The organism is Peribacillus sp. BM1 (assembly GCF_056679975.1).
The window spans coordinates 963,264-984,889 of sequence record NZ_CM155259.1; the positions used below are offsets into that span (position 1 = coordinate 963,264).

The window sequence follows — 21,626 nt, forward strand, 5'->3', positions numbered from 1 at the left end:
AGTAAGCCCCCATTGATTGGAGTTTCACTTTATAAAAGGAAAGATGAGTGACTAATGAAGAAGGATAAACAGCGATCCATTCAACTATTATTTAAATTTTTAACTGCCTTATGTTTATTTGTTAGTATGTTTATCGTATCCATCGTATTTGGAGCTGCCGATACTACTATGAAAGATGTTTGGTTCACACTTACATCTAATACCACTAGCAGTGCTATTTCGATTATCCGAGAAATTCGTTTACCGCGGGAAGTTGGAGCCGTTTTTGTTGGAGCAGCATTAGCCGTCTCTGGCGCTATTATGCAAGGAATTACAAGAAATCCACTTGCTGATCCAGGTTTACTTGGTCTATCAGCAGGAGCGAATACAGCTTTAGCGATCACCATTGCCTTTATTCCTTCTGTCAATTACTTCGGTATAATGGTTGCTTGTTTTATGGGAGCAGCTGTAGGTTCCTTCTTGGTTTTTGGGATTTCCACCATGAAAAAAGGCGGCTTTTCTCCACTCCGAATTGTTTTAGCTGGGTCTGCCATTTCCGCCTTTCTATATGCAATTGGCGATGGGATTAGTATTTATTTTAAAGTGGCAAAAAACGTTTCCATGTGGACGTCTGGAGGACTGATCGGAACAACTTGGGGGCAACTTCAAGTTATTATTCCTGTCATTTTAATCGGTATTCTTATTTCCATTGTTCTCTCAAGACAGTTGACGATTCTTAGTTTAAATGAAGAAGTCGCTGTTGGGTTAGGTCAAAAAACAACACAAATAAAAGTTATTCTTTTTATTGTCATTATTCTTCTTGCTGGTGCTTCTGTTGCGCTAGTTGGAAATATGGCCTTTATCGGCTTAATGATCCCACATATTGCTCGGGCAATAATTGGCACAGATTATCGCTATATTATCCCCATGTCAGCCATTCTAGGAGCTTCTTTTATGCTTCTGGCTGATACACTTGGACGAACTTTGTATTCTCCTTATGAAACACCTGTATTTGCCATCGTTTCAATAATAGGTTTACCTTTCTTCCTATTTATCGTTCATAAAGGGGGCAAGGCTTTCTCATGATTCAGCCAGCGTTAGTCAAAAAACAAAGAATAATTTTATGCATTTTCCTATTATTGATTTTAATAACGACCATAATAGGAATGGGGTTAGGCTACGCCTCTCTTTCCTATGATCGCCTTATTCCAACCATAATAGGTCAAGGCACATTTAAAGAGGAATTTGTTCTATTTTCTATTCGGCTCCCTCGAATTTTTATTACATTATTAGCAGGTATGGCACTTGCTTTATCTGGTGCTATTTTACAAGGAGTCACTCGAAATGATTTAGCTGACCCCGGCATTATAGGAATTAACTCTGGAGCAGGTTTGGCAATCACGATTTATTTTTTATTTTTTTCAATAGATGTTGGTTCATTTGTGTATATGCTACCATTAGTCGGGTTTGCTGGTGCATTACTAACAGCCTTCTTCCTATACATCTTGTCATATAATCGCAAGGTAGGTTTGCAACCAACGAGGTTCGTATTAGTCGGAGTTGGTTTATCCATGGCTCTTTCCGGAGCAATGATTGTACTTATATCAGCTTCAGAACGAGAAAAAGTCGATTTTATTACGAAATGGTTAGCCGGAAATATTTGGGGAACGGATTGGCCTTTCATTTTGGCTATGCTTCCGTGGTTAGTCATTCTCATTCCATTTACTTTATACAAAGCAAATCGTTTGAATATCCTTGGATTAAGTGAGCCAGTGGCAATCGGTGTTGGTGTTTCTATCGAAAAAGAACGTATCGTATTGCTTTTAACAGCCGTTGCTTTAGCTGCTTCTGCCGTTTCTGTTACAGGTGGAATTGCTTTTATTGGCCTTATGGCTCCACATATTGCCAAAGCATTAGTCGGCCCACGAAATCAATTATTTATCCCAGTTTCTATTCTCATGGGCGGTTGGTTATTATTACTCGCTGATACTATCGGTCGTAATATAGTCGACCCTGATGGTATTCCTGCAGGTATCATGGTCTCGTTAATCGGCGCTCCTTATTTTATGTATTTACTATTAAAAAAATAAAAAAAACGGAAATTCTACTAGTAGAATTTCCGTTTTTCCATTATTATTTTAAAAACTATAGATTCACAAGAGGTCTATGATTTTGAAATGAAACTTCTGTATCCTCTTGTCTTGTTTCTTCACTTAACGATTGTCGACTTTTTCAGGATAAAGATCATGATTCATCAAACGGAAGTTCGCCATCTCTTCGTACTTGGTACCTGGTTTCCCATAATTGCACCATGGATCGATGGAAATTCCACCACGTGGTGTAAATTTCCCCCAAACTTCAATATACCTTGGGTCAAGTAATTTTATTAGATCGTTCATAATAATGTTAACGCAATCTTCATGGAAATCACCATGATTACGAAAACTAAAAAGATATAATTTTAGCGATTTACTCTCGACAATTTTTTGATCTGGAACGTAAGAAATATACATCGTTGCAAAATCAGGCTGGTGTGTCAGTGGGCATAAACTAGTAAACTCCGGACAATTAAATTTCACGAAGTAATCACGATTCGAATGAAGATTATCTACTGCCTCTAATACCTCCGGGGCATAATCAAATGAATATTGTGTATGTTGATTACCTAATAATGTCAAATCCTTTAAACCTTCTTCATTGCTTCGGCCAGACATAAAAAAATCCCCCTTGTAAATGGTTTCCCGACACTGTTTTAAAAGAGAGCTTCGCTAATCATTCTATTGCAACTAAAAGGATAAAACATAAAAAACCATGCCCAGTATGGACATGGTAAATTCCCATGTATCCATAGTTTTTTATAGAGGGTATCAGCTATGAACCTCTCCCGCTTACGTACGGGAATTCTCTTTCATATCATAAAGAACACTTGGCAAAACGTCAATTGAAACTTTATCGCAGATTAACGGGCAGTAAAACCCCCACCTCAAGATTATGAGTCGGAACGAGAAAACCTAGGTGAGGATAACTGCCCGTAAAGGCCCAATTAGTTGAACTTTATATCGTTTTATTATAGAAGGCGGGTGTACAACATAGTTAATATGCTCAAAGAAAGTTTCTGGAAATTCATAACACACGTTTCTACAAAAGTGCAAATGCTATTTTCAATTCTAATGAGTCTGAAGATAGCATCAATATTCCATCGATTATGTAGTATATGCTACAAATCCTATGATATAAGGAGGAATTGGTAGATGTAGCGGACTTTTAGTAGTCTAAACACCAAGCAACCGCAATAATGACGTTTGATAATTTCCTAGTTATATTGATATATTGAATATAGAATGTAGCGAGATGATGAATCTGTGCATAGCAGCCAGAAACTAATTTGTGAAATAATACACAAAAAGGAGTGGATACGTATGAGATCTGTCAATGTAACAGATCACAAAGTGAAAGAAGAAATGAAAGATGATTATTCATTAGATAGAGTGCCACGGCAACAAAGGAATATGGGTTGGTTAAGTATTACAAATATTACCTTTGGTATAGCAACAGCCATTTTTTATTTTCAAATGGGAAGCGTTATGGCGCTTAAATTCGGAGCCATTAATGCCATTATATCCTCCATATATGCGATAATCGTAGCCGGTATACTCGGAACATTCATTGCTTATCTTTCAGCAAAATCCGGTATGAACGTCAATTTATTATCCAGAGGGGGCGGATTTGGCTATATAGGCGCATCATTAACCTCGTTCATTTATGCAACAAACTTCATTATGTATTGTGCGTTTGAAGGCTTGATTTTAGTTTCAGCCATTCATACCTTCTTCCCGGTCATTCCACAATGGGTGCTAATCGTTCTCTTCGGAACAATCGTTATCCCTTTGAATTGGTTTGGTATAAAACAATTGGATAAATTACAAAAGTGGTCTTTACCTATTTTTGCTGTTTTTTTGGTAACCGCAATCATTGTATCCATTTACACACCGTCAGTATATGAAGGGAGTTTTTGGACATATATGCCGGATGGCGTTCAAGTCGGGGGTAAAGCTTTATTGCTTTGTATCGGCATGCACCACGGGATCATGGGTTTGACGGCCCTTCTTGCTTCGGACTATGCCCGTTTCCTTAAACCAAAAGATATCAAAGTAGGATCGGTTGCGATTGGATTTATTCCACAGATTTTCTGTTTTGGTGTCATGGGTGGTCTTGGCATATGGTTTGGTGTTCGTCTGGGCGAACCAAATCCAGGGGTTTACATCGTACTGCTTCTTGGTATTGGAGGAGCATTATTCACCATGCTAACCCAATTGAGAATTAATGTGACAAATATATATAGCAGTTCCTTATCATTGTCTAACTTCTTCGAAAACATCTTTAAATTTACACCTGGCAGACGATTCTGGGTTATTGTATCAGGTATATCCGCGATCATTTTAATGCTATTTGACATAGTGGATCATTTGGATACAGCTATGACATTCCAGGGAGTCTTTTTATTGGCTTGGGCTGCCATATTAGTCACTGACGCCATGGTTGTGAAAAAATTACTGAAAATTGGACCTGGTTATTATGAGGCACGGCAGAGGTATTTATATAAATGGAATCCCGTTGGAGTCGTATCTTTACTAATTGCAAGCGGCCTAGGGACAATAGCAGCATCAGGATATATGGGAGCGTTCTTACAAAGTACTGCAGCCTTCTTTGCGGCGATTCTAGCAGCTATACTTACAGTCATTATAGCAATTTTCACAAAAGGAAAATACTATTATAAAAGCGAACCTAATGACATTCACAAGGAAGATCGTATTGCATAAAAATTTTTATTTAATTAGTAAGTTGAGTTTTACAGTCTCCTAATTTTTTATTCTTGTTCTCCCCGGTATCCCCCCTTCCGGATAGCCTTTTTATTGGGCACTTGATTTGTCTCTCGCTATTTTCTCTCTACGTTTTATCCAAGTTGAGACTTGGAATCGATTCAGGGGGGATATACAAGTAAAAAGGTGCTTAAAGTATGCAGGTTAAAAGAGAGGAATTATGTTGTCAGATTCCTCATTATGCTCAGCTAGCAATCTTTTTCAGGTTTACTCGTAAAGTCCTATCCTTTAAACCACCATTCAATTCTTTTGCATAAGAGTCAAAGGGAGTAGCCAAACTGACTAAGTCTGGCTACCCCCTTTTGGTATCTAAAAGTCCTCGAGGCTCCAACAATTAAATGGTTGAAATACTAATTTAGAGAAATACTCTTTATAGAGGTAGTTCAAAAAGTCCGGTAAAAAAGCTTGCGAATTGCTTCAAAGTTCTGTCTCTAAGGTCCTCACGTATTACTCCATGCGCTCCTCGAACTTCTCGGCTCTTTTTATCCTCCTTTTTGAACATGTACTTATACTTATTTATTTTCTATGATCTCAACAAATTTCGTTGAAGCTGGCGATAAGGGTACACTTTTCAAAAAACAGACACCGATATTTCTCTTCGGTATTTCCTCCATTAATTGAACTTCATACACTAATCCATTATTTAAATACTCTTGGGAAAATTCTTTTGTCACACATGCAATTCCTAAATTTATCTTAGCAAACTCCAATAATAAATCATGGGAGCCTAATTCAAATTCTGGCGAAATCTTAATACCTTTAGATATCATAAAATCCTCAACATACTTTCTGGAAACCGATTTCGGTTCGAGTAATATTAAGGGCAGCTTTACTACTTCATTAAGGCTTATTGGCTTAGATAAGCTATTCTTATATTTCTCCCCACAAACAAAAATATCGTGGACATCAATACATGGAATAAGTTCTAATGTAGAATCATCAAGGGGGAAATTACAAATTGCTATATCAACCTCTCCTGATTTTAAAATAGAACAAATCTCTAATGTTGTGCCATTAACAATCTTTAATTTAATATTAGGATATTGATTATGAAAGGCTTCTAAGTAAGGAAGTAAATAATACCTAGATATCGTATCACCTACACCTATCTTTAATTCTCCTGTCGTTAAATTTTTAAACTCTAAAATCTTTTCTTCCCCAACATCAATTAAATTAAGTGCCAAATGAACATATTCAAATAGAAGACTGCCCTCGTTTGTTAATGATACTCCCTTTGGGGTTCTATTAAATAGACGAATATCTAATTCTCTTTCTAACTGCATGATCGCTTGACTGACAGCTGGTTGTGTCATATAAAGGTCTTTTGCTGCCTTAGAAAAACTCTCACTTTTCCCTACCTTATAAAATACTTTATATAAATCTAATTTACTTACCATATAAGCACTCCTTATACCCACCATTCGATATATCCATTTTACTTATATCACTAAAACGATGTATAGTACAAGTAGGGACATACTATAAATTAACTTTGTGAGTTTAAGGAGCGATCATTTTGGAAAGAGTTGTAGGAACAGTTGTAAGAGGTCTTCGTTGTCCAATCATCAATCAAGGGGATAACATTGAAGAAATCGTTGTTGATAGTGTGTTAAAAGCTGCAGAAGTGGAAGGTTTCAACATTAATGATAAAGATATTGTTACATTAACAGAATCAATCGTAGCTCGTGCTCAAGGGAATTACGCGACGATTGATCATATCGCTAAAGATGTTAAAGCAAAATTCGCAGAAGATACTATTGGTGTTATTTTTCCTATCTTAAGTCGTAATCGTTTTTCAAACTTGCTCCGCGGTATTGCAAAAGGAGCAAAAAAAATTGTTTTAATGCTTAGCTACCCATCTGATGAAGTTGGCAATCACTTAGTTGATATTGACGTTCTTGATGAAAAGGGAGTTAACCCTTGGACAGATGTATTAACAGAAAAACAATTCCGTGATCATTTTGGCTATAATAAACATCCTTTTACCGGCGTTGATTATATTGAATATTATAAATCATTAGTTGAAGAGTGCGGCGTTGAATGCGAAGTGATCTTCTCAAATAATGCGAAAACCATCTTAAATTACACAAAAAGTGTTCTTACTTGTGATATTCATACAAGATTCAGAACGAAGAAAATATTAAAAGCAAATGGTGGAGAAAAAGTTTATAGCCTTGATAACATATTAGCAGCGCCTATTGATGGCAGCGGATGTAATGAAGCTTATGGTCTGCTTGGCTCTAATAAAGCAACAGAAGATAGTGTGAAACTTTTCCCACGTAACTGCCAACCTGTCGTTGATAACATACAGCATATGCTTAAAGAAAAGACTGGAAAAGATGTTGAAGTCATGGTCTATGGAGATGGAGCATTCAAAGATCCTGTAGGAAAGATTTGGGAACTCGCTGACCCAGTCGTATCACCTGCTTACACATCAGGGCTTGATGGAACACCTAATGAAGTAAAGTTAAAATATCTTGCTGATAATAACTTTGCTGATTTAAGAGGCGAAGAACTTCAACAAGCGATCTCTCAATACATTAACAATAAAGGTTCTGATCTTGTAGGAACAATGGAAGCACAAGGTACGACGCCTAGAAAACTTACTGACCTAATAGGTTCTCTATCTGATTTAACTTCAGGAAGCGGCGATAAAGGTACACCTATCGTCTTTATACAAGGTTATTTTGATAACTATACAAAATAATACGAATGATTCATTGATTAGATAATTATATAAATGAAATAAGCAATACTAACCTTCACTAGTATTGCTTATTTAAATTCTATGCAGTCAAAAAATATAATTTTTTATACTCGTATAACTTAGTTACTGTATGCAAGAAAGATGTAGCTTTACTTTCCTTGTTTCTCAACAGTTATATAAGCTTGCCTCGGGTGATTTATTTGATTTGGATATTTCAACCTTACTGTCCCCTTATTTAATAGCTTTGCTAAATAGTTATTTCTTAATCCATCAGGCGTTCTCTCTAATAAATCTGCCAGTTCTTTTATCATTAATGGCTTATGGGCACAAAGTCTTACGATCATCTCTTCCATTACGCTCGGTGATAAGCGCTTTTTCCTTCTGGCAAGTTCTGATATTTCCCATAATATTTCTTCTATTTCTTTTGGAGAAGATACGTTTTTTTCTTCCTCTTCTGATTCATTTGTCGAATTACTTACCGCCATATTTGTTTTTTCCTCATTTTTCGCATGCACTTCACTATTATAGGAGTTCAAAACATCATCAAAAGAGAGCTTTTTATTATTATAGGAGTTATTACCACTATTACAGGAGTTATCCTCGTTATTATAGGAGTTATCTTCTCTATTGTAGGAGTTCTCGTTATTATTATAAGAGTTATCCTCGTTATTATAGGAGTCTATATCTCTATTATAGTAGTTAACATTCTTATTAACGGCTTCGATTTCACTATTATAGGAGTTACTCTTTTCATTTTCGGAGTTCTCAAAGACGTCAAAGTTCTCCATTACCAGCTCATCTTCTTCGGGAAATAAGGGAAGATCTTTTTCAATTGTTGCCTCAGATTGTTCTTCTTCCTCTAATAAATTTAGAGTTACATGTAACGTAAGAATCGTACGCTCTGACTCTGAGTCTTGGATCAGATCAAAAGCATCATTCCCATAATGCCTCCATGTCGTTTCAATGCCCTTTAATCCGGAACCGGTCCTTTTACAAAGCCCAATTAAAATAAACATTTTAAAGAGATTAGGGTTACGAAGGTTGCTTATATTTCCCTCTAATGCTTGTTCTACTGATATACGAAAAAGACCAGGATTTGAGAATCGAAATAAGGCCTGTTCCTTTTCAACTACAACCCCACCTTCTCCATAGTAATCAGAGTGGACTAAAGTATTTATCAATGATTCATATAAGCAAGATATAGCAACGATCTCGTCGGACTGAGTAAAATCATTACTTTTATATGAAGTATTAAAATCAGCAACTAAATTAGTACTTGCTTTAAAATAAAAGTCAAATACATTCCCCGACCAAGTTCCATCCTGTGAAGTAAAACGTTGGGACCACCCCTCATTTAGTGTTTCCTCTAAGCTTTCTCGATACTCAAGAAAATACTGGGGCAATACCTCCGTAATAATCCTTTCTTCACTGAACATCAGTAAACCGGCAAGAGTCAAGCCTTCCTTATTCGTGTTTCGCACCTTTCCCCATGCACCAATTTTATATAAAAACTCCTTCATCTCCAATCCATTCCAAGGATGATCTGGCTTAATAGCAGAGAATTTTTCTCGGTACTTTTTAATAGACTCAAAATTTAGTTCATTTATGCCATAATGTTCTAAAATTAAATTATCCTGTGGAACGGATGAATAATCAGGTGGATGATGTACATTTATATTCACATTCAATCTCCCTCTTATACTCAATTTATTTCTTTGTTACTCTTATTTTATCATCTTTTGTCTAGTCCTTCTCTCCTATATATAAACAAGTAGGATTTCCCATTATATAAAGTGAAACTTCAATCATTGGAGGTTTTCTTTATCCCCCACCTACGCTCCTTCGATTCTTTAAGCCTTGAGGTGGGGGTTTTACTGCCCGTTAATGCGGGATAAATTGCTAAAAGGGAGCATTCAAAATAAAAGAATAGATTACATTAACCTATTAGTATATTAATATACTTTAATTCATCCCAACCTGCTTCCCTTTTAGACCGCTCAGAAGAGTTGTTTGAATGATAGCCAAACGATTTTGCTACTATGCCTCTTGACAAGGCTTAATGAGAATGTAGGCTACATAGTCGTCTCAAAACTGCTAGACAATCCAACTCTCTCTGCACCCTTCATTTCCATCCTTCTCCAATTTAGTATCCCTTCGCCTATAACTGTTCCATGTGAAACATTATAGGGAAGATGCGCATACCGCACTCCATTATTGGCATTGATTCAAGCAATTTTTCAAATCGATTTATAACTACAACTTCTTCAATATATCTATACCCATCCTTTAAGTGAGCCTTTATGTCCTCTATCATTAGGAAACCGTTCTTTTACTTCTAGCCACAATTAGTCGCTGAACGTGAACTTTTCCGTCTTGATTTATCCAAGCAATTTTAAGATACAAAAAACGGCTTCCATTTGGAAAGCCGTTTTTGATGTTTGTTATCTATCAAAGCTTAACTCCTCACAAAAGATGCCTGTTACATCGGTAAGAAATAACCGTCTTCATCAAACTTCATTTCATGCAGATCCTCTAGCACTTCGATGTTTTCTTTATCTTTTAGTTCATTAAATATAACCTCAGATACGTATAGCTCACCAATATGAAGAGTATTGGGGATACGTACAATTCTTGCCTCAACAGACGCAACGCCCCAATTTGCACGTAGAGCTGCTTTTAATGCCTCTTGGTCATTATCAAGAACGATCGGAATTTTCGCTCGATCTAAAAATGTACTCGTTACAACATTTTCATTCATTGCTTGATAATCAATTTTTTCAAACAAACGTTTAGTCGTTAAATCAGACAAGCCAATACCAAGGGCATTCCCATGGCTAGCCTCACTTATATTTGAAGCGATGACATATTTAATACTTGGCTTTTTCGGCTCTTCTACTCCCAATACACGAATTCGTCCGATAATATTTGTATCCATACCCGTGCCACTATAATTTTTACCAATTTCATCTACAACTAAAATATCCATTTCTTCTAATGGTAAGCTTGGCATCATATCAAAGGCTTTTACCAACAATTCTCTTTCACGTTCTTCAATTCGTTCTGGCTCGATCGCTTCTATAATTGCCGTTTCCTCATGTGCGTTTTCAACAATAGCGATACCAAACAATGTGTTTGAGTTTTTAATTGCTACTTTTCCAACTTCAGGCATCATATCGCGAATTCCTTTAATGCCATATGTGTGTAATGCAAGTGCCTGCTTATGCTTCCCAATTCCAATAGATGCCATTTTTAAGACACCACTCTCGATGTCTTTCTTAAAATCTGTATGTGGCTTAACACGCCCCATGATGATAATTCCATCTGCATGATAAGCATGTTTATCAAGATATACAGGAATACCAGCTGATGTGACACCAATTTCAACAACTTCCATAGAAGAACGAATTTCACAGCCCGTTGACTCTTCGGTAACCCCTAATCCATCTAGCACCTCAACTTGTCCTTCAGCTGTCGCTCCACCATGGCTTCCCATTGCAGGGACAATAAACGGCGTTGCACCTAACTTTTTAATCTCATCAGCAACACTTTTGACGATTAATGGTATATTTGCAATCCCGCGGCTTCCAACTGTAATCGCCACTTCCATATCAGGCTTAATTTTACCCTCTGCTTTCACATGCTGAAACTGCTCTGTAATCGTTACAGGGATATTATTTAAACTGTCTACTTCGAATTTTTGTCTTATTTTTGCAATTTTTGGGAAAGACATCATTCTACACTCCTTTCAAACTAAACAACTCTTTATACATATGTGTGCAAATTTAATAACTGTATATTGACACTCAACGTTAATTTCATTGATTGCATCAATAAGCCCAATATGGGTGATCACATGAATAACTCTTAAGTCAGGAGCAGATAACATCATTGCGAAATCTTTCATATTTGTTAATTCTGCACGCAATAATAGTTTGTATTGGTTACGTCTTTTTAATTCGGCTCATATCGTCTATTCATCATTGCATTATAAGTTTTCTATTTGTCGCTCATTTAACTTCTGCAACATACCACTTTTTCTTAAACTGCTCCATATACAGTTTTATTTCCAAACACTAAAAACGCTTACAGCAGTAATGATAAATCAAAACGTTGCATTTAGCAATTTTTTTAAATAATTTTTTATAAATATTTATTACGTTGTTATTTGCATCATTTTATACTTCGCTTTGTACACAAAAAAAGACGCAAGCTGCTATTTTAGCTTGCGCCACAAGGTAGAACGGTTAATCCCTAAACGTTTTGCTGTTTTTGATTGATTTAATCCTTCCTCTTCAAGGACTTTAGTTATCACTTGTTTCTCTATTTCTTCTAATGTGCCACTTATATCGATATGTGTTAATGCGTCATTCCTTTCTTGCTGTTCTAATCGTTTAAAAACTGTTTCGACTTCTTCTTTCTCGATATAATAAGAATGCGATTGTAAAAATAATTGTTCGATTACTTGTTTAAGTTGTTCTACATTTCCTGGCCAATCATAGTCGGTAATCTCTTCCAAAGCATCTAGCCGAATCCCAATCACTTCATTTCCATACCTTGGACGCAACTCTGAAATAAATACATGGACTAAATCCTCAATATCTTTTCTGCGTTCTCGAAGTGGTGGTATGTGAATTTTTAATTGAGATAATGTATGATACAAATCACGATGAAATGTGCCACTTTTGACCTTTTCTTCAATATTATCCTCAGAAGACACTAGCCATTGCGTCTTTTTACCATTTTCATTCTTGAGTATATGATATAACTCCTTTTGCATATAAGAGTTCAATTTATCGATATTTTTTAAGTACGTAACTCCATTGGCGTATTTTCGAATAAAGTCTTCGTTCATTAGATTTTTCAGTTGTTCTGCACTTAATAAGTCACAATTCAATATGATAAATGGTTCATTCATTGTTTTCCTTTTTAAATAAATGGAGTGGGCAGCTAATTCCTTTCCGTTCCCCTTTTCCCCCGATATCCACACAGGTTCTTCACTTTTACTGTATTGATCTATTTGCTTTAACACCTTCTGAATCAGTTCACTTTTCCCAGAAATAGGGATATGAGAAGCGGATGTATGAAATTCTATTGCATTTAGGTTCGCGTCCCCACCCTGTACAATAGTTTGATTAGGAAGTCCTTTTTCAAAATATAATACAGTAGCATCTTCTTTAGGACATGCTGTTATTGTCCAAAATGACTGATTGATGTGAACTGTTTTTGTTTGCTTTTCACGTGTTAAGGCAGCTTCTTGTATCAACTTTTGTACATCTGTCGAATTCTCTAATTTCATCCAATGAAATTCTTTATTGAAACGGTCATTTCCATAAATAATTTTCTCTTCTCTATTAATAACCCCGATTGCCTGTTCGTTACAGTCGAGAATAGATTGCAATAATGAAACATCCTGTTGCAGCCGCGAGAATAAGCCATATGACCTTCTCGTTTCTTCTAATGCATCAATAATAGCTTCCTTTCCGGATGTGATTAAAACGCCTGTTAGACCTAATTGCTTAGCAGTTTGAACCGTAACCACATCTCCGATCACCACTTCATAGCCAAGTTTTTTTAAATTCGTTAATTTTTCTTTAACCTCGGTATCTTTTGTAATCGTTAATGTTTTAATGTCTAAATCAAGAAGCTTACATATCGTAGCAGCACCTTGTGTAATATTCGAGAATCCAACAAGAGCGGCTTTACCTGAAAATCCTTTTACAAGTGTTAAAATACGTAATACATCATAGCCAGACACTTGAATGTCAATCACTGGTATAGATACAGCCTCTTGAATCATTGAAGCTGTACCGCCACGGCTGATTATGACATGGTAGCCATTATTTTCAGCATCCTTAGCAATAGCCACTCCTTCATATAAATTACCTAATTCAATTTGTAATTGAATATCTTCAACTTCTTGACCGATCTCTTTCATCATTTCAAACAATCCCTCATAAGGGACAATTGCCAATGCTTTAATCATATTCCTCTTCACCTTCTGTTTCAAAAATAAATATAAATATTTCCTAGTAATGCGTGTTCAAAAAAGAGCCTAGAAGTTCGAGGAGCACATCTCGAGAGAACCTGCACATATACAATAATCCGTGAGAACCAAAATTTTTGAGCAACCTCTAGTAATAGCTTACCTTTTTTGAAGTAGTATAAAAAAGCCCTCTCAGGCTTAAGGCAGAGAACTTCCCAATATCTATTTACCTCTCAGGAGGGATTTTATTATTTGGCTCTCGTAAAAGAAATGTTGCCTTTTCCGTTTTGGTCGCAGGCAAGCGGGTGTTTGCCTTGTCATGCTTTTCAGAAAGATAGAGACGCTCCTGTGCAAATTCATTTAACCATCTGCAGCAATCTTTCTAAAGATGGCGGTATAAAGGCAACATTATTTGAGGAAACTATTTTTCTCTCCTGTTTTGATAAATTTCCTTTAGTTATGACTCGTTATTAACACTTTATTCATGCTGCCGCTTACATAGCCTTTAAGATCAAGGGTAACATATTTGTAGCCAAATCGTTGAAGATTTTCCATAATATCTTTATGATTTGTTAATACTACCTGCATATCTTGAGGCTCCACTTCAATCCTAGCAATCTCTTGATGAGTTCGAACGCGCACTTGTCTAATCCCTAATCCTTTTATATAAGCCTCAGATTTTTCAACCTTTGTTAGTTTTTCTTGTGTAATTCTTTCACCATATGCAATTCGTGAAGAAAGACATGCGAACGAAGGTTTTTCCCAAGTAGGCAAGCTTAATTGTTTTGAAAGTTCACGAATTTCTTCTTTATAAAGATTCGCCTCTTGAAGCGGTCCACGGACGCCATGTTCTTTGGCTGCACGTACTCCAGGACGATGTTCACTCATATCATCAGCAATTAAACCATATACAACATTTTTAAATCCCTTCTGATGCATGATCGGAACGATTTGTTCGAACAACCCATTTTTACAGAAATAACAACGGTTCCGGTCATTTTCTGCGTAGCCCGGTATATTCAGTTCAGAGGTTTCAATAACTTGATGTGTTGCACCAATCATTTTAGCTAGCTTCTTAGCTTCTTCTAATTCACTTGAAGGGTACGTTTCAGAATCAGCCGTAACAGCCAAGACTTTTTCAACTTCTAAAACATCAACCGCAACTTTTAATAACAACGTACTATCAACACCACCAGAAAAAGCAACAACAACATTGTCCATCTCTTTTAAGATTTCTTTCAGTCGTTCATACTTCTCATTCATCCTAATTCCACCTATCTCTATATTTTTCAAACGATTTTTAATGTATGATTCGATAAATTTATTACTGCAAAGTCAACCCGTTTTCATAAAAGTGAAACTTCAATCAGTGGGCGTTTTACTGCTCATTAAAGCGGGATAAAGATTTTTATCGACCCTAAAAGGGATTTGTGCATTTTGCAACACCATTTGATTATAAGCGAATTTCTACTAAAGTAAAAGTAGTTAGTAAAGCGATTTCAAAAATATTGCATGAATCATTTGACTTGTAATACTATTCACCGTAAAAATTCGTACTCAATACATAAAAGGGATTCGGAATAAAACTATTCCGAACCCCTTTTCACTTCTGTTATTTTAAAAAACTAAATCTAATAGTAAAGTACATGCTAATCCCGATACAGCAACAATGGTGGAAAGTACCGTATAAGTTCCAAATGCTTCTTTCAAAGTCATTCCCAATGATTCTTTAACCATCCAGAATCCAGCATCATTAACATGTGATGCAATTGCACTACCAGCTCCTGTTGCAAGTGCGACTAGTTCTAAGTTAACGTCAGGGATTGTAGCAAGCGATGGAAGAACCAACCCTGCAGTTGTTAAAGTTGCAACTGTTCCCGATCCTAAGCAAATACGTAATATTGCTGCAACAGTCCATGCAAAGAAAACAGGTGACATAGCAGATCCTTCAAATATTTTAGCGACATAATCACCAACGCCGCCATCAATAAGGACTTGTTTTAATGCACCACCGCCACCAATAATTAAAAGTAGCATACCCAAGGAATTAATCGCTGAAGAACAAGAATTCATCAAGTTCTTTATCGGAACATTTCTTCGGAGTCCCATTGTATAGATTGCCAGCAATAAAGAAAGCAACATAGCAAACGAAGAGTTACCAATAAAACGAATAATGCTTACAAACATATTATCAGCAAATCCCATAGCTGGTTGAATCATATCAACCGCTGCACCTAAAGCCATTAAAATAACCGGAAATAATGCTGTAAATACACTAATACCAAAACCAGGTGTTTCTTCTATTTTGAATGTTTTTTGAATACCAAAAGACTCACTGCCTTCTCTAGTAAACGCAGTCGGTACAATTTTTTTAGCAAGCTTAGGATACAAAATACCCGCCAATATAACAGTTGGTATCGCAACAATAACTCCGTAAATTAAAACTAAACCAATATTTGCACCATATTCTGCAGCTACTGCTGTTGGGCCTGGATGCGGAGGCAAGAAAGCATGTGTCGCTAATGCAGCAGTAACCATAGGAAGACCTAAGCGTACAATAGAAACTTTTAATTCTTTTGCGATTGAGAATATAATTGGAACTAATAATACAATTGTTACTTCAAGAAATAACGCAATTCCTACAATAAATGAAGCAAATAAAACTGCCCATTGAATTCTTTTTTCCCCAAATTTGTCAATTAATGTTGTGGCAATACGATTGGCTCCACCTGCATCTGCAATTAACCTACCAAGCATTGCGCCCATTCCAAAGATTAACGCAATATGACCAAGCGTCCCGCCTAAACCGCTTTCAATTGATTTCATAACATCCGCCATAGGCATTCCCAACGCTAAAGCTACGATGACTGAAACAATGATTAATGAAACAAATGTGTTTAATTTGAAGCCCATAATTAAAATAAGTAATAATAGTACCCCTATTGCAATAATTACTAACGGCATAATATCCTCCTGATGTAAATTTTATTAGTTTTTTATAAATAAAAATGCTGCAATTTGTTTCTTTTACACATGACGATATAGATATGTTCCTACATACAACATTTCTGTACTTTCACCAAATGACTAAAACTGTTCCTGAATTATATTAACTCCTTTACCACACTTGCAACGGCTTACAAAAAGAGGCAGAAAAATAGAAGGAATTAAGACCATTAATCCTTTTTTTCACTTATTCATTTAGTTTTCTACAAAAGTAATCGATTTATAACAGAAATCGTTCTATGGAAGTCTGTCATCTTATCGACAATATGTCCTTGGTCATGGTAAATAGATAATATTGCATCATATTTTACATTTAATGCTTAGAATAATACAGAATTTGTTGGAACTGTTGGTTATCGCATCATCTTGTGAACTTAAAATATCTTATACTCTTCGAATAATCTTGTCAAGTGGACAAATTGGATTAATTCGTTTATTTTTTCAACTATTATCATTTATTAATCACAAGTCATGTAATTTTATTTCGTTTCATTTTACGATAGGTAGGGCTTTCCTGTCCGTTAATATAGAATAAAAAAAGACACAACCTGATTAAAGTTGTGCCCAAATGTCTTTTATCTATATTAATACTTACAATATAATCAAATTGTATTTCCCTGCCAATCCCTTATAACAAGCTGTTGGATCAAAGCTCCCAGTATACAACAAAGTTACTGGATTTTGGACTGTCACATCCTCTATTTTTGTACTTCTGGAGCAGGGTAGTCAAAGCCCTTCGTATCCACTTCGATCTTTTTCATTTGCTGATCTTCTAACGGCTTATCTGCAGAATCTCGTTCAGCGGCAACGATCGCATCTACTGTTTCCATACCCTTTATTACTTTCCCAAAAGCAGCATATTCTCCGTCAAGATTTAACGCTTCTTCCACCATAATAAAAAATTGGGATCCCGCAGAATTTGGATCACTCGTCCGTGCCATTGAAATGACACCACGTTCATGTTTCAGATTATTTTCAAAACCATTTTTAGAAAATTCACCTTCAATAGAATATCCTGGTCCACCTGATCCATTTCCTGAAGGATCTCCTCCTTGGATCATAAAATCGGGGATAACCCGATGAAAAACAAGACCATCATAATAACCTTCTTCAACTAAAGAAATAAAATTAGCTACCGTATTAGGAGCTCTAGAAGGCTCTAGTTCAACAATAATTTTTTCATCATTGTTCATAGTAATCGTTACGATTGGATTTTCTTTCACAGCTGTTGAATAATCCGTTTTTTCATCTGATTCCTTTACCGTCTTCCCCTCTGATCGTCCACTTTCTGTTGATGTCCCACAACCCGTCAAAACAAAAGCTACCGCCATCAGGCTAAAGACAAAATAAAATACTTTATATCGCATGAACATATTCTTTTTCAACTCCTCTATATAATCAGTTTATTAATTATATAACTATAAGATCATTCACGACAACTCATTAAAATGGGCATTGCGTGAAAACCCTAACCTCCCAATTCAGAAAAACCTTACTTATGATACGGTTTACCGTAACGAATCAAAAGGAGGTTTCATTGATATCAATAACAGGATTTGTGACTTTAGACTTCTCCATTAAATGAAACAAGTCGTGCGATTCCCATATGATTATGAGTCGCACGACTTGTTATTCTTTTACGCTTTTCCGTCTGGCAAATGTGCACCGTATTTAGGAAGAATCGTATCCTTAGTATAAACATCAACTTGACGAAGTGTTTCAACGATAGTCGGCATATCCAATGCCTTTACAAGTTCATTAATCGCTTGTACACCCGCATCTGCATGAACTTCTCTTTCTTCGGGTGTTTTCAAAAGCGGTGTAGCCATATGATCAGATGGTTCATCAAAGTACGAACCCACTGCGCCGGATTGATAAGCATACTTTCCTAATGCATTACCTGGATTCCTACTCATTCCTACTAACATATGTTGAATATCATAAGTAACAGAATGAGATTCAAGTACATTCATTGGAACATCCTCTAATCTACCTAAAACCTTATAAGCACCGATCGTCATATCATGGAATGCATCCATCAGATTGAAATTGGCTGCCTCTGCTGCTTTTAATACATCCATATACAAAACAGGCACTTTTGTTTCATCAAAGAAATCACGAACCATACCACTTAATGTCAAATATGCTGGACCATGACTGGTAATATAAATTTGTCTTCTAAAGCCTTGGTTTAATAATGATTTGGCAATCTTATCTAAATAAGCCATTCCATCTTTTATGCTCATTTGAATCGTTCCCCGACCAACAATTGTTCCACCTGGGAAGAAATAAGGTAAGTTGTGCAAAACAAGCCCATCTGATGCTTCAGCCATCTTTACAGCAATGGCCTCCGCTAAAACTGTTTCAGAGTCCAGCGGTAAAGCTCCATGGGTTTCCGTTACTCCAACAGGAACATATATAAGATCATTTCGATCTAAATAATCTTCGACTTCCCCATTTGTCATTTTTGAAAGAAATCTAGTACGCATATAAACCACTCCTACAATTTCATTTTATATGGATTCACTATAAAGGGGACTCCTAATTAAGACGCTCTTCTTTCCTTTAATGTTGCATACATTTCATTTGTTCTCTTTGCATTTAGGTTATAGATTAAACCTACGCCGATCGACATGATAATGAATGCAATGATTGGCATACCAGTGTACATTTTTAATACGCCTTCTGCTACTGCTGGTGATTGAGATTTTGCTCCAGCAACAAAGCCACCCCAACCTAAAGCGTAACTTCCAATAGCAGAGCCTAATCCCATCCCCACTTTACGAGAAAAGGAATATAGGGAATAAAGTGTTCCTTCATAATGTTTTCCAGTTTGAAGTTCTGCATAGTCGATACAATCTGTTACAAGAGCCCATACAACCATAACAAAGACAGATGAACCGATTGTAGCAAGGTTATATAAAGCCATGAACACGTATACATTTTCAATCGTAACCAATGTCAATAATAGTGTTGCAGCTAAACTGAAGATTGATGTAGCAATAACTAAATTTCTTTTATTAAACTTTTCAACCAGTTTAGGAACAATAGCGAATAATACGAGTGTGATACCAATGCTAATGAAAGAGTTAATGGCAAAAGCCCCCGGCATATGATAACGTTCTGCAAAGACAATGGGAGCTAATTGGCTCGCACCATTTATCATAAGAAGTGAGCCAATTGATGCAACCATCATACCGATTAACGGTCTATTTTTAATCGCTACTTTAAATGCATCCTTAAAACTATAATCGGATTTTGTTCCGGCTGGTTTATCATCACGAATACGTTCTGTTGTTAATCTTACCAGGCCTGTATAGGCTAATACCGATAAAATACTAAACACAATGGCAATTTGGAAGAATGCTTCTGGAATTATAGATCCCGACTTATCATAGATAAACATTGGAACGAAAGATAAGAATCCAAGTCCAACAACCATACCACCAATCGCACGAGCACGAGATAATTTTGTGCGTTCAACGGGATCATTTGTAATAACAGACGCAAGAGAACCATAAGGAATGGAGTCAGCTGTATAAGCAACACAAAAGAATAAATAAACGAATACTACCCAAACATGAATTGCTGTAGATCCCCAACTTGATACATCAGTAAAAGATAATAAACAAGAAGCTGCTAATATCCATTTAGAAATACTAATATAAGGTAAGAATTTATTACCCGATTTCCCTAATTTCCAACGGTCTGGAAGAGTTCCCATAATCACATTACAAATTGCATCAAAGACTTTACCTAATAAAAACATAGTTCCCATAAAGTAAGGGCTTACACCTAATGCATAAGTACAAAAGATTAAGAAAAACCCGCTTATATATAGGTTAACGAAACTTCCTCCAATATCTCCTAGCGCATACCCTACTTGGTCTCTTACTCCAAACTTCTTCATGAAATATCCTCCTCTTTACTTTTTATAAAGCTAATACTATCCTTATATAGCTTTAAAACTTTTTGTTTAACTCCTTTGTAATCGCTTATATTATCAGTTAACAAAATGTATTCCTTTACTACATAAAGCAGTTTAAAATATGTCCCTAGTTGTATGCGCTTTCCTTAGTGCTTGAATACAACTATACAACGAATAGCAAAAACACTTTTGTACTACAATTGCGCGTTTTTATAGTATAATTGCATGATTTTCCTATCCAAAAAGAAAAAATAAATAGGCGCATGATTTCTCATGCACCACTGAAAAGTCCTACTATGTACATAGACCTTTTATTCATCATTTCTTCAGCTTCTTTTTAAATTCAATCGGAGTTACCCCTTCTACTTCTTTAAAGAATCTAGAAAAATATTGAGAGTTGCTAAACCCAACCATAATGGCAATTTCAGTCATGGAAAGATTAGAGAACAGGATAAGTTCCTTTGCTTCCTTTATTCTTCTCAGATTTCGGTAATTACTAATGGTGATTCCCTTTTCTTTCTTAAATGCACGCATTAAATGTGAAGGATGGACATGTAATTTCCTTGCCATTCCCTCCATTGAAAGATCCTCCGCAAAATTCATCTCTATATAGTTTTCTGCTTGCTTTACAATTGTTAAGTTGTCACCTTTAGATTTTCGAATTGTAGGGTCGGAATATTCTCTTACCATATTTGAATGAATCTGATCTAGTTCAGAAATAGTCTCGGAATGCTCGACCATAATTGCATATTTTTCTGATAAAAAGTGGCTTTGCAACGGGCTTAACCCTCCCCTTTCAGCAGCATAGCTATAAAGGGTATTGTGGGATAATAGAATATTTTTATAGGACCGTACTTTATTATTTGGGACTCTGTTAAGAATGTTTAATTGGTCATCTCCAAATTTATGAAGCGCATCCATTTCATATTCAGCTATCAAATCCCTGTCACCAAGTTGAATTCCATGAAGTAATTTTTCCCTTAGCTTATGAACAGCATCAATGTATTCAGGCGTAAGTCCATTTCGACCATTATTTGAATTTGGAGTATCTGTTTGATGGTGTTCCTTCATTTATCATCCCTGCCTTATGCATTTTGCCTTAGGATGATCGTATTATATCATTCTTTGTGACTTTTTGTATTT

The 21,626-nt window shown here is 36.0% G+C and carries 16 protein-coding genes, 2 pseudogenes and 1 riboswitch; of the genes and pseudogenes, 5 read left to right on the forward strand and 13 right to left on the reverse strand.

Translation table 11 applies throughout. The features are described 5' to 3' along the window. The first annotated feature begins 54 nt into the window (after window positions 1-54). Window positions 55-1,065: a FecCD family ABC transporter permease gene (locus AC1MGI_RS04635; RefSeq protein WP_480348759.1), complete on the forward strand. Its 1,011-nt coding sequence runs from the start codon at window positions 55-57 to the stop codon at window positions 1,063-1,065. Then, the gene (locus AC1MGI_RS04640; RefSeq protein WP_480348760.1) at window positions 1,062-2,069 is read left to right on the forward strand and encodes a FecCD family ABC transporter permease; all 1,008 of its coding nucleotides are present in this window, start codon (window positions 1,062-1,064) and stop codon (window positions 2,067-2,069) included. Before AC1MGI_RS04635 ends, AC1MGI_RS04640 begins: the two co-directional genes overlap by 4 nt. Before the next feature lie 123 nt (window positions 2,070-2,192). Here the strand turns inward: AC1MGI_RS04640 and queF are convergent, their stop codons facing one another. Further along, entirely contained in the window at window positions 2,193-2,693 is a 501-nt protein-coding gene (queF, locus tag AC1MGI_RS04645; RefSeq protein WP_062186518.1) for a preQ(1) synthase, read from the reverse strand. 127 nt (window positions 2,694-2,820) lie between these two features. Continuing rightward, window positions 2,821-2,867, reverse strand: a riboswitch (PreQ1 riboswitch). Between the two features lie 531 nt (window positions 2,868-3,398). Here queF and AC1MGI_RS04650 point away from each other — a divergent pair. Continuing rightward, entirely contained in the window at window positions 3,399-4,799 is a 1,401-nt protein-coding gene (locus AC1MGI_RS04650) for a purine-cytosine permease family protein (protein ID WP_480348761.1), read from the forward strand. Between the two features lie 572 nt (window positions 4,800-5,371). Here the strand turns inward: AC1MGI_RS04650 and AC1MGI_RS04655 are convergent. Then, window positions 5,372-6,256, reverse strand: a complete 885-nt coding sequence (locus AC1MGI_RS04655; RefSeq protein WP_480348762.1) for a LysR family transcriptional regulator — start codon at window positions 6,254-6,256, stop codon at window positions 5,372-5,374. Between the two features lie 119 nt (window positions 6,257-6,375). On the opposite strand from AC1MGI_RS04655, the gene AC1MGI_RS04660 reads away from it, so the two are divergent. After that, window positions 6,376-7,566, forward strand: a complete 1,191-nt coding sequence (locus tag AC1MGI_RS04660) for a coenzyme F420-0:L-glutamate ligase (protein ID WP_480348763.1) — start codon at window positions 6,376-6,378, stop codon at window positions 7,564-7,566. A 149-nt stretch (window positions 7,567-7,715) separates the two neighbouring features. Here AC1MGI_RS04660 and AC1MGI_RS04665 read toward each other — a convergent pair whose 3' ends face one another. From AC1MGI_RS04665 to AC1MGI_RS04680, 4 genes and pseudogenes are all read right to left on the reverse strand, one after another. Continuing rightward, window positions 7,716-9,248 (reverse strand): ATP-binding protein, encoded by a 1,533-nt coding sequence (locus AC1MGI_RS04665; protein WP_480348764.1) that lies wholly within the window; start codon window positions 9,246-9,248, stop codon window positions 7,716-7,718. 797 nt (window positions 9,249-10,045) lie between these two features. Beyond that, window positions 10,046-11,299, reverse strand: coding sequence for a nickel pincer cofactor-dependent isomerase, group 22 (locus AC1MGI_RS04670; RefSeq protein ID WP_480348765.1), 1,254 nt, complete (start codon window positions 11,297-11,299; stop codon window positions 10,046-10,048). Window positions 11,300-11,338: 39 nt separating this feature from the next. Then, window positions 11,339-11,485, reverse strand: a pseudogene (locus tag AC1MGI_RS04675) (4-hydroxythreonine-4-phosphate dehydrogenase PdxA); the annotation flags it as partial. A 294-nt stretch (window positions 11,486-11,779) separates the two neighbouring features. Beyond that, window positions 11,780-13,549, reverse strand: coding sequence for a PrpR N-terminal domain-containing protein (locus AC1MGI_RS04680; RefSeq protein ID WP_480348766.1), 1,770 nt, complete (start codon window positions 13,547-13,549; stop codon window positions 11,780-11,782). 252 nt (window positions 13,550-13,801) lie between these two features. Here AC1MGI_RS04680 and AC1MGI_RS04685 point away from each other — a divergent pair, with 252 nt between their 5' ends. After that, window positions 13,802-14,023 carry a hypothetical protein gene (locus AC1MGI_RS04685; RefSeq protein WP_480348767.1) on the forward strand — a complete coding sequence of 74 codons (222 nt, stop codon included), beginning with the start codon at window positions 13,802-13,804 and terminating at the stop codon, window positions 14,021-14,023. Here the strand turns inward: AC1MGI_RS04685 and larE are convergent. From larE to AC1MGI_RS04720, 7 genes and pseudogenes are all read right to left on the reverse strand, one after another. Then, window positions 14,003-14,812: an ATP-dependent sacrificial sulfur transferase LarE gene (gene larE, locus AC1MGI_RS04690; protein ID WP_480348768.1), complete on the reverse strand. Its 810-nt coding sequence runs from the start codon at window positions 14,810-14,812 to the stop codon at window positions 14,003-14,005. The two genes, AC1MGI_RS04685 and larE, sit on opposite strands and share 21 nt — an antisense overlap. A 354-nt stretch (window positions 14,813-15,166) precedes the next feature. Then, entirely contained in the window at window positions 15,167-16,513 is a 1,347-nt protein-coding gene (locus AC1MGI_RS04695; RefSeq protein ID WP_480348769.1) for a gluconate:H+ symporter, read from the reverse strand. A gap of 254 nt (window positions 16,514-16,767) precedes the next feature. Then, window positions 16,768-16,875: pseudogene (locus AC1MGI_RS04700) on the reverse strand (4-hydroxythreonine-4-phosphate dehydrogenase PdxA); the annotation flags it as partial. Between the two features lie 378 nt (window positions 16,876-17,253). Continuing rightward, the gene (locus AC1MGI_RS04705) at window positions 17,254-17,928 is read right to left on the reverse strand and encodes a peptidylprolyl isomerase (protein WP_480348770.1); all 675 of its coding nucleotides are present in this window, start codon (window positions 17,926-17,928) and stop codon (window positions 17,254-17,256) included. A 264-nt stretch (window positions 17,929-18,192) separates the two neighbouring features. After that, the gene (locus AC1MGI_RS04710; protein ID WP_480348771.1) at window positions 18,193-19,044 is read right to left on the reverse strand and encodes a creatininase family protein; all 852 of its coding nucleotides are present in this window, start codon (window positions 19,042-19,044) and stop codon (window positions 18,193-18,195) included. A gap of 56 nt (window positions 19,045-19,100) precedes the next feature. After that, the gene (locus tag AC1MGI_RS04715; RefSeq protein ID WP_480348772.1) at window positions 19,101-20,465 is read right to left on the reverse strand and encodes an MFS transporter; all 1,365 of its coding nucleotides are present in this window, start codon (window positions 20,463-20,465) and stop codon (window positions 19,101-19,103) included. A 336-nt stretch (window positions 20,466-20,801) separates the two neighbouring features. Continuing rightward, window positions 20,802-21,554, reverse strand: a complete 753-nt coding sequence (locus AC1MGI_RS04720) for a helix-turn-helix transcriptional regulator (RefSeq protein ID WP_480348773.1) — start codon at window positions 21,552-21,554, stop codon at window positions 20,802-20,804. Window positions 21,555-21,626 lie beyond the last annotated feature (72 nt).